Annotated in this window: 7 protein-coding genes and 1 riboswitch; of the genes, 3 read left to right on the top strand and 4 right to left on the bottom strand. The window is 73.1% G+C overall.

The genetic code is table 11. From position 1 onward, the window contains the following. Positions 1-46 precede the first annotated feature (46 nt). On the top strand, positions 47-328 hold the full coding sequence (locus tag ACRWND_RS24645) for an HPr family phosphocarrier protein (protein ID WP_431952987.1): 282 nt from the start codon (positions 47-49) through the stop codon (positions 326-328). Positions 329-541: 213 nt separating this feature from the next. Here ACRWND_RS24645 and ACRWND_RS24650 read toward each other — a convergent pair whose 3' ends face one another. Together ACRWND_RS24650 and ACRWND_RS24655 are read right to left on the bottom strand one after the other, a co-directional pair. Beyond that, positions 542-1,234: a GntR family transcriptional regulator gene (locus tag ACRWND_RS24650; protein WP_431952989.1), complete on the bottom strand. Its 693-nt coding sequence runs from the start codon at positions 1,232-1,234 to the stop codon at positions 542-544. A 216-nt stretch (positions 1,235-1,450) separates the two neighbouring features. After that, complete coding sequence (locus ACRWND_RS24655; protein WP_431952991.1) at positions 1,451-2,200, bottom strand: M23 family metallopeptidase; 750 nt, start codon at positions 2,198-2,200, stop codon at positions 1,451-1,453. A 14-nt stretch (positions 2,201-2,214) separates the two neighbouring features. Then, positions 2,215-2,370: riboswitch (cyclic di-AMP (ydaO/yuaA leader) on the bottom strand. 84 nt (positions 2,371-2,454) lie between these two features. Between ACRWND_RS24655 and ACRWND_RS24660 the strand changes: the two genes are divergently transcribed. Then, positions 2,455-3,546, top strand: coding sequence for a class I SAM-dependent methyltransferase (locus tag ACRWND_RS24660; protein WP_431952993.1), 1,092 nt, complete (start codon positions 2,455-2,457; stop codon positions 3,544-3,546). Between the two features lie 66 nt (positions 3,547-3,612). On the opposite strand, the gene ACRWND_RS24665 is transcribed toward ACRWND_RS24660, so the two are convergent. After that, positions 3,613-4,983, bottom strand: coding sequence for a M16 family metallopeptidase (locus tag ACRWND_RS24665; RefSeq protein ID WP_431953001.1), 1,371 nt, complete (start codon positions 4,981-4,983; stop codon positions 3,613-3,615). Positions 4,984-5,000: 17 nt separating this feature from the next. Continuing rightward, positions 5,001-6,347, bottom strand: coding sequence for a M16 family metallopeptidase (locus tag ACRWND_RS24670; RefSeq protein ID WP_431952995.1), 1,347 nt, complete (start codon positions 6,345-6,347; stop codon positions 5,001-5,003). 204 nt (positions 6,348-6,551) lie between these two features. Between ACRWND_RS24670 and ACRWND_RS24675 the strand changes: the two genes are divergently transcribed. Then, the gene (locus tag ACRWND_RS24675) at positions 6,552-9,002 is read left to right on the top strand and encodes a DNA gyrase/topoisomerase IV subunit A (RefSeq protein WP_431952997.1); all 2,451 of its coding nucleotides are present in this window, start codon (positions 6,552-6,554) and stop codon (positions 9,000-9,002) included. Positions 9,003-9,147: the final 145 nt, after the last annotated feature.

Genomic DNA, 9,147 nt, shown 5'->3' on the forward strand with positions numbered 1-9,147 from the left:
GGCAGACTGGTCTAGACCTCCTAGGAACGATCCGAAGGGCAACACCATGGCTGAGCGCCGCGTCACCGTCGGCTGGGCCGAGGGCCTGCACGCACGTCCTGCTTCGATCTTCGTCCGCGCGGCCACCGCCCTGGGCGTGCCCGTCACCATCGCGAAGGCGGACGGCGCCCCCGTCAACGCCGCCTCGATGCTCGCCGTACTGAGCCTGGGTGTGGCCGGCGGCGAGGAGGTCGTGCTCGCTTCCGACGCCGATGGCGCGGACACCGCCCTGGACAGCCTGGCCAAGCTCGTCTCCGAAGGGCTGGACGAGCTTCCCGAGACCGTCTGACACCTCGCGCGGGCGACGGCATACGGCACCCGAGGCGGCCCGGGGGAAATTCGACTGAATTTCCCCCGGGCCGCCTCTCCGTCTTGGTGTTCACATTCCGCGCAGCGCACGCCGCCATACGCAGGAAAGCATTCGGGCGCCATTCTCCGATTCTTATACGGCACTTCTGTTAAATCCGGCCGCTCGAAGTGTGTACGGCGTGTTTCCGATTCCTCACCGGGCCGCGGCGCCGCGGCCCGTGCTCTGCGGACGCCGCAGCCGGTGCTCCGCCGCGGCCCGCTCCACATGGGCCGCCGTCAGCCGCCGGGCCCGCTCGGCGTCGCCACGCGCCACGGCGTCCACGAGCGCGCCGTGCTCCTCCCACGACTCCACGGCGCGCCCTGGGTTGTCCACCGCGTACACCCAGGCGATCTTGTGCCGCAGCTGGGTCAGCAGCGCCACCAGGGTAGGGCTGCCGGAGGCCTGGGCCAGCGTCTCGTGGAACCAGCCGTCCAGCGCGGGCAGATCCGACAACTGCCGCCGCAGCGCACGCTCCTGCCCCAGCCGGACGAGTCCGCGCAGCACCTTCACATGCGATTCGGTACGCCGCTGCGCCGCTCGCGCGACGCCCAGCGGCTCCAGCAGGGCCCGGATGTCCAGCAGGTCGGCGGCCTCCTGCTCGGTCGGCTCGGCGACGGACGCCCCGGCGTGCCGGCGGGTCTGCACGAAGCCCTCGGACTCCAGGGTGCGCAGCGCCTCGCGCACCGGCACCCGGGACACCCCGTAGCGCTTGGCCAACTGCTCCTCGGTCAGCCGGCTCCCCGGTGCGAAGAACCCGCTGACGATGTCCTCACGGATCGCCGTACACACCGTCCGGGTCGAAATCCGGGGGCTTGCACCGCCGGTCCCGTTCACGTCCGACCCCATATCGCAGGTTCCTTTCGGTGCGCGCCGACGTCCCTTAATCCCCGTGCAACGGCGGAGTCGGCCTTTCTGCCGAGACTCTATTCCAGAACGGCGCCGGTACCGATGGCCGCCCTGAATTCATGGCGTATTTTTGGACACATCGGCGGCCGGCGGAACCGGTATGGCGAAGGCCCCGGCGGGGGAACCGGGGCCTTCGTGTGGGGGGAGGGGGATGGCTCAGATGCGGACGCCCTTGGAGCGCAGATACGCCAGCGGATCCACGTCGGAACCGTAGGACGGGGCCCTGCGGGCCTCGAAGTGCAGGTGCGGCCCGGTGACGTTGCCGGTGGCGCCCGACAGGCCGATCTGCTGGCCCGCGAAGACCCGCTGGCCCACGGACACGCGCAGCGACGAAAGGTGGCCGTACTGGGTGTACATGCCGTCCGCGTGGCGGATGACGACGTTGTTGCCGTACGAGCCGCCCCAGCCGGCCTCGACGACGGTGCCCGCACCGGCGGCGTGCACGGGAGTGCCGACGGGGACCACGAAGTCCACGCCGGTGTGGTGGCCGGAGGACCACAGGCCGCTGGCCGCGTGATAGGGGGTGCCGATAGCTCCGGCGACCGGCAGCATCCAGCCGCCAAGGGTGCCGCGGCCCGACGCGGCGCTGCGCGACGCGTGCCGCGCGGCGCGCTCCCGTGCCGCCTTGGCCGCGGCCTCCTTGGCAGCCCGCACGCGAGCGGCCCGCTCGGCCTGTACGACCTGGGCGTCGTGGCGCTTCTGCGCGACCACGGCGGCCCGGTGCTGGGCCGACGCCTGGTCGGCGAGCTGGGTGGCGAGGTCCCCGGCGACAGCGGCGCAGCGGGCGAAGGCCGAACCCTCGGTCCCGGCGTCGGCGGCCGCGGCGGGCCCGACGAACGCACCGGTGGTGGCGGTGGTCAGCGCGGCGGCGCCGGCCAGGGCGGAGCGTATGGAGATCGACGCCATGGGCAGGCGGAATCCTTTCCTTCCTTCTCGCCTACCGGGTTAGCTGACGGGTTCGGAGCAGGAAGGTCTCCTACGGACGGCGCGGGCCGCCCGATTCACCCCAGGGACGACACAGGTGGGTCCCCGGCTCCCCAGGCTCACGCCCGACGGGGACTCGGCGATCGTTGCTCCGGTGCCGCGGGAGGCGGCTGCTTCCGCCGGGCAACCCGAGGACGTTATCCGGGCGTTGCTCCCGACTCCAAAAAAATCCGGCGATGTGTGCGACATGCCACACCGGACGTCAACCGATCACAACCGGTCGCAACCGTCCGCAATGCCGCCTCATCCCGCTCCTCACGCTCCTCGGAGGCCGGCTCCCCGGGAGGCAGCAGCGCCCTCGGGGAGCGTTCTCGCGAAGCGCCGGCCCGGCGGCGACCGCGCGAGGCAGTCATGTGACCGCTGCCACAGGAGCGGCGTGGCCGTCCGGGCCCGGCGGCGGCGCCTTGTGCGTACGGTCACGGGATGACCACGACACCAGCGGCGGTCACCGACGCCGCCCGCGCCGCCGAGGACTTCCTGCGCGCCTTCCACGACCGGATGCCCGGCCTGCAGTCGAAGGGGACCGAGGCCGCCCCCACCCGCGACGGCCGGACCGGTTACGAGGTGCTGGCCGAGCGCGTCGCGGGCGCCCGGCGGGTCCTGGACCTCGGCTGCGCGGACGGCGCCCTGCTGGAACTGCTCGCCGGGCGCGGCGCCGAAACGGCGGCGTCGACCTGTCGGAGGGCGAGCTCACCCTCGCCCGCCGTCGGCCCGGGCTGGCCGGCGCCGTCCTGCGGCAGGGCCGTGCCCAGGAGCTGCCCTTCGCCGACGCCTCGTTCGACGCCGTGGTCAGCCACATGGCCCTGATGCTGATGGCGGACCCCGACCAGGTGGCTGCCGAGGCGGCGCGGGTGCTCGCACCGGGCGGCACCTTCGCGGTCGCCGTCGGCGGCGGGCCCGTCCCCGGCGAGGCCGTGGAGCTCTTCCTGGACGTGGCTCGGCCGTTCTGGGCGGCGGCGCCGGAGCGGCGCATCCCGCGGCTGGGCGACCGCAGGACACGGACCCGGGAGGGGCTCGACGGGCTCCTCGCGCCGCTCGGTTTCGCGCCACTGTCCTGGGAGACGGTCGTCATCGGCATGGACGGGACACCGGAGGAGGTCTGGTCGAGCCTCACCGGGGTCTTCTACGACATGGAGGCGCTGGACGAGGAGCGGACCGCGGAGCTGCGCGCCCTTTTCCTGGACCGGGTCGCGGGCCTGACCGGAGCCGGCGGACGCGTTCCGTGCGGCACGCGCATCAACGTGGCGACGGCCCGGCTGGCCCGCTGAACGGGTACGGGCGCGCCGCGGCCCCGGGCGCCGCGAGGGCGCCCGGGGCCGCGGCTGGCAGGTCCGTCAGTTGCCCGTGACGACCTCGACCGGGCCGATGCCCAGCTCGCGGACCGGGTCCGCGATGACGGAGGCGTCGCCGACCAGGACGACCACGAGCCGGTCCAGCGGGAAGGCGTTGACGGCCGCGGCCGTCGCCTCGACCGTGCCGGTGGCGGCCAGGCGCTCGTAGAGCCGCGCCTGGAAGTCGTCCGGCAGGGACTGCTCGACCTGGTCGGCGTAGGTGCCGGCCACCGCCGAGGCGGTCTCGTAGCGCAGCGGGGCGACGCCCACCAGGTTCTGCACGGCGGCGTCGCGCTCCTCGTCGGTCAGGCCCTGCGCCGCCAGGGTGCGCAGCACCTGCCAGGTGTCGGCCAGCGCGGGCGCGGTGACGTCGGTCGCCACGGACCCGGTGATGCCGAGCAGCGAGACGCCGGTGCCTTCCGGCGTGGAGAGCAGCACCTGCCCGAAGGCCCGGACACCGTAGGTGTAGCCCTTCTCCTCGCGCAGGACGCGGTCCAGGCGCGAGGTCAGCGTGCCGCCGAGGCAGTACGTGCCGAGCACCTGGGCGGCCCACACCGGGTCGTGGCGGTCCGCCCCGGCGCGGCCGATGAGCACCTGGGTCTGGACGGACCCGGGCCGGTCGACGATCACGACGCGCGCGGCGTCGTCCGCGGTGATCGCGGGCAGCGGGCGGCGCTCGGCGGGCTTGCCGCTCCACTCCCCCAGCGTGCTCTCCAGCAGCGACTCCAGATCGATCCCGGTGAGGTCGCCGACCACGACGGCCGTCGAGGTGGACGGCCGGACGTGCGCGTCGTAGAAGGCGCGGACGGCGGCCGCGTCGATGCGCGCGACCGTCTCCTCGGTGCCCTGGCGCGGCCGGGAGCAGCGCAGTTCCGCGGGGAAGAGCTCCTTGGACAGCGCCATGGCGGCGCGCCGCGCGGGGTTGGCCAGCTCGTGCGGGATCTCGTCGAGGCGGTTGCGCACCAGCCGCTCGATCTCGCCGTCCGGGAACGCCGGGGCGCGCAGCGCGTCGGCGAGCAGCCCGAGGGCCTTGTCGAGGCGGGAGGCGGGCACCTCCAAAGAGACCCGGACGCCCGGGTGGTCGGCGTGGGCGTCCAGGGTGGCCCCGCAGCGCTCCAACTCGGCGGCGAACTCCTCGGCGGTGTGCTTGTCGGTGCCCTCGGACAGCGCCCGCGCCATGATCGTGGCGACGCCGTCCAGCCCCTCGGGCTCGGCGTCGAGCGGCGCCGCGAGCAGCACCTCCACGGCGACGACCTTCTGCCCGGGCCGCCGGCTGCTCAGCACCGTCAGTCCATTGGGCAGCGTGGAGCGCTCGGGGACCGGGAAGTCCCAGGGCCTCGGCTGCCCCGGCTGCGGCCGCGGGTGGAACGTCATGGTGGTCTGGACGTCGGTCACTGGTCCGCGCCCTCCTCGTCCTCGTCGGAGCCCTCGCCGGCAGCGGAGCCCGTGGGCTCGTAGACCAGCACGGCGCGGTTGTCGGGCCGCAGGGTGGCGGCGGCGACCGCGCGCACCTCGTCGGCGGTGATGTCCAGGATGCGCCCGACGGCCGTCAGCGCCAGCTGCGGGTCGCCGAACAGCACGGCGTAGCGGCACAGTTCGTCGGCGCGGCCGCCCACCGTGGCGAGCCGGTCCAGCCACTCGCGCTCGAGCTGGGCCTGCGCCCGCTCCATCTCCTCCGCGGTCGGCCCCTCCTCGGCGAAGCGGGCCAGTTCCTCGTCGACGGCCGCCTCGACGGCGGGCACCTCGACGCCACTGGACGTCTTCACGTCGAGCCAGCCGAGCGACGGCGCCCCGGCCAGCCGCAGCAGGCCGAACCCGGCCGCGACGGCGCTGCGGTCCCGGCGGACCAGGCGGTTGTGCAGGCGCGAGGACTCACCGCCGCCGAGCACGGTCAGCGCCAGGTCGGCGGCGTCGGCCTCGCGGGTGCCGTCGTGCGGCAGCCGGTAGGCGGCCATCAGCGCGCGCGAGGGGACGTCCTCCTCGACGACCTCGCGCAGCTGCCCGCCCATCACCCCGGGGAGTGAACCGTCGCGGGGCGCCGGCTTGCCGTCGTGGGACGGGATGGTGCCGAAGTACTTCTCGATCCAGGCCAGCGTCTGCTCCGGGTCGATGTCGCCGACGACCGCGAGGACGGCGTTGTTCGGCGCGTAGTACGTCCGGAAGAAGGCGCGCGCGTCCTCCAGGGAGGCCGCGTCCAGGTCCGCCATGGAACCGATGGGGGTGTGGTGGTACGGGTGGCCGTCGGGGTACGCCATCGCCGTCAGCCGCTCGAAGGCGGTGCCGTAGGGAACGTTGTCGTACCGCTGGCGGCGCTCGTTCTTGACCACGTCGCGCTGGTTGTCCAGGCTCTCCAGGTCCAGCGCGGACAGCAGGCTGCCCATGCGGTCGGCCTCGAGCCACAGCGCGAGCTCCAACTGGTGGGCCGGCATGGTCTCGAAGTAGTTGGTGCGCTCGAAACTGGTGGTGCCGTTGAGGGAGCCGCCGGCGGACTGGACCAGTTCGAAGTGGCCGTTGCCCTTGACGTTCGCCGAACCCTGGAACATCAAGTGCTCGAAGAGGTGGGCGAGTCCGGTGCGGCCCTTCACCTCGTGGCGGGAACCGACGTCGTACCAGAGGCAGACCGCGGCGACCGGGGTGAGGTGGTCCTCGGAGAGCACGACGCGCAGGCCGTTGGCCAGGCGGTACTCGGTCGCGGTGAGGCCGCCGGAATCTGCCTCCGGCGTGGCCGTGTGACCCATGGGCAAGCTGTCCTTCCGGTCGCGTACTCGTTGTTTTGTGCTGAGACCTGCCACTCTAGGCAGCGGACGAAGGGCCCGCGAAGTTCCCGTCGCCACCGCGTAGCGGCCGGGGGGTGGTCCGGACTGTCGGTGCGGCGGTCCACAATGGTCCGCGTCAGTCCCTTGTCCTTTCCCATGAGGTCCAGCCGAAGGAGCAGCGCCCTGATGGCCCGCCGCACCACGAAGACCCCGCCGCCGGACGATTTCGAGGAGCGCATCCTCGACATCGACGTCGTCGACGAGATGCAGGGGTCCTTCCTCGAGTACGCCTACTCGGTCATCTACTCGCGCGCGCTCCCCGACGCCCGCGACGGGCTCAAGCCGGTGCACCGGCGGATCGTGTACCAGATGAACGAGATGGGGCTGCGTCCCGAGCGGGGCTTCGTGAAGTGCGCCCGCGTCGTCGGCGAGGTGATGGGCAAGCTCCACCCGCACGGCGACGCCTCGATCTACGACGCGCTGGTGCGCATGGCCCAGCCGTTCTCGATGCGCGTGCCGCTGGTCGACGGCCACGGCAACTTCGGCTCGCTCGGCAACGACGACCCTCCGGCCGCGATGCGTTACACGGAGTGCCGTACCGCTCCCGCCGCGATGCTGATGGTCGAGTCGATCGACGAGGACACGGTCGACTTCGCGCCGAACTACGACGGCCAGGAGCAGGAGCCGGTGACCCTCCCGGCCGCCTATCCGAATCTGCTGGTCAACGGCGCCTCCGGCATCGCGGTCGGCATGGCGACCAACATGCCGCCGCACAACCTCGGCGAGGTCATCGCCGCCGCCCGCCACCTGATCCGCTACCCGAACGCGGATCTCGAGGCGCTGATGCGCCACGTCCCCGGCCCGGACCTGCCGACCGGCGGCCGGATCGTGGGCCTGGACGGCATCCGGGACGCGTACGAGACCGGCCGCGGAACCTTCAAGATCCGCGCCACGGTGTCGACGGAGGACGTGACGGCCCGCCGCAAGGGCCTGGTCGTGACCGAGCTGCCGTTCTCGGTCGGGCCGGAGAAGGTCATCTCCAAGATCAAGGACCTGGTCGGCTCGAAGAAGCTGCAGGGCGTCGCGGACGTCAAGGACCTCACCGACCGCGAGCACGGACTGCGGCTGGTCATCGAGGTGAAGAACGGCTTCCACCCCGAGGCCGTCCTGGAGCAGCTCTACAAGCTGACGCCCATGGAGGAGTCCTTCGGGATCAACAACGTGGCGCTGGTCGACGGCCAGCCGCTCACGCTGGGCCTGAAGGAGCTGCTGGAGGTCTACCTCGACCATCGCTTCGAGGTCGTCCGGCGACGCAGCGAGTTCCGCCGCGGCAAGCGCCGGGACCGTCTCCACCTGGTGGAGGGCCTGCTGGTCGCCCTGGTCGACATCGACGAGGTCATCTCGATCATCCGCTCCAGCGACAACGCCGCCCAGGCCAAGGAACGCCTCATCGAGCGCTTCGCGCTGTCGGAGATCCAGACCCAGTACATCCTGGACACCCCGCTGCGCCGGCTGACCCGCTTCGACCGGATGGAACTGGAGTCCGAGAGGGACAGGCTGATGGCGGAGATCGAGGAGCTGACCCGGATCCTGGAGTCCGACGCCGAGCTGCGCAAGCTGGTCAGCGCCGAGCTGGCGGCGGTCGCCAAGAAGTACGCCACCGAGCGCCGCACCGTGCTGATGGAGCCGGGCGCGGCCCCCGTCGCGGCGGTCCCGCTGGAGGTCGCCGACGACCCGTGCCGCGTGCTGCTCTCCTCCACCGGGCTGCTGGCCCGTACGGCGAACGGCGAGGCCTCGACCCCGGCCGACGGCAAGCGGGTCAAGCACGACGTGATCGTCTCGGCGATCCCGACCACGGCGCGGGCCGACATCGGTGTGGTGACCTCCACCGGGCGCCTGCTGCGGCTCGCCGTGATCGACCTGCCGATCCTGCCGGAGAGCTCCGGCGCGCCGAACCTGTCCGGCGGAGCGCCGCTCACGGAGTTCCTGTCGCTGGAGCAGGACGAGCAGGTGCTCTGCCTGACCACCCTGGACGAGTCCTCACCCGGCCTGGCGCTCGGCACCGAGCAGGGCGTGGTCAAACGCGTCGTGCCGGACTACCCGGCCAACAAGGACGGCCTGGAGGTCATCTCACTCAAGGAGGGCGACCGCGTCGTCGGCGCCGTCGAGCTGCGCACCGGTGAGGAGGATCTGGTCTTCATCACCGACGACGCGCAGCTGCTGCGCTACCCGGCGGGCCAGGTGCGTCCGCAGGGCCGGGCGGCCGGCGGCATGGCCGGCATCAAACTGACGGAGGGCGCGAAGGTGATCTCCTTCACCGCCGTCGACCCCTCGGCGGACGCCGTGGTCTTCACCCTCGCCGGGACCCGCGAGGCGCTCGCCGGGGCCGAGGAGGGTACGGCCAAGCTCACGCCCTTCGACCAGTACCCGCGCAAGGGACGGGCGACCGGCGGTGTGCGCTGCCAGCGCTTCCTGAAGGGTGAGGACATGCTGCTGCTCGCCTGGGCCGGCGGCGCCCCCGCCCGGGCCGCCACCTCCACGGGCGCTCCGGCGGACCTCCCGCCGAAGGACCCGCGCCGGGACGGTTCGGGTGTGGCCCTCACCAAGCGCGTCACGGTGGTCGCCGGACCGGTGTGACCGAGACGCCGGAGCGCCCGGGGGGGGGGGGGGGGGGGGGGGGGGGGGGGGGGGTGGGGGGGGGGGGGGGGGGGGGGGGGGGGGGGGGTGGGGGGGGGGGGGGGGGGGGGGGGGGGGGGGGGGGGGGGGGGGGGGGGGGCGGGGG

It is taken from the genome of Actinacidiphila sp. bgisy167 (assembly GCF_965342175.1).
Lineage (GTDB): Bacteria > Actinomycetota > Actinomycetes > Streptomycetales > Streptomycetaceae > Actinacidiphila.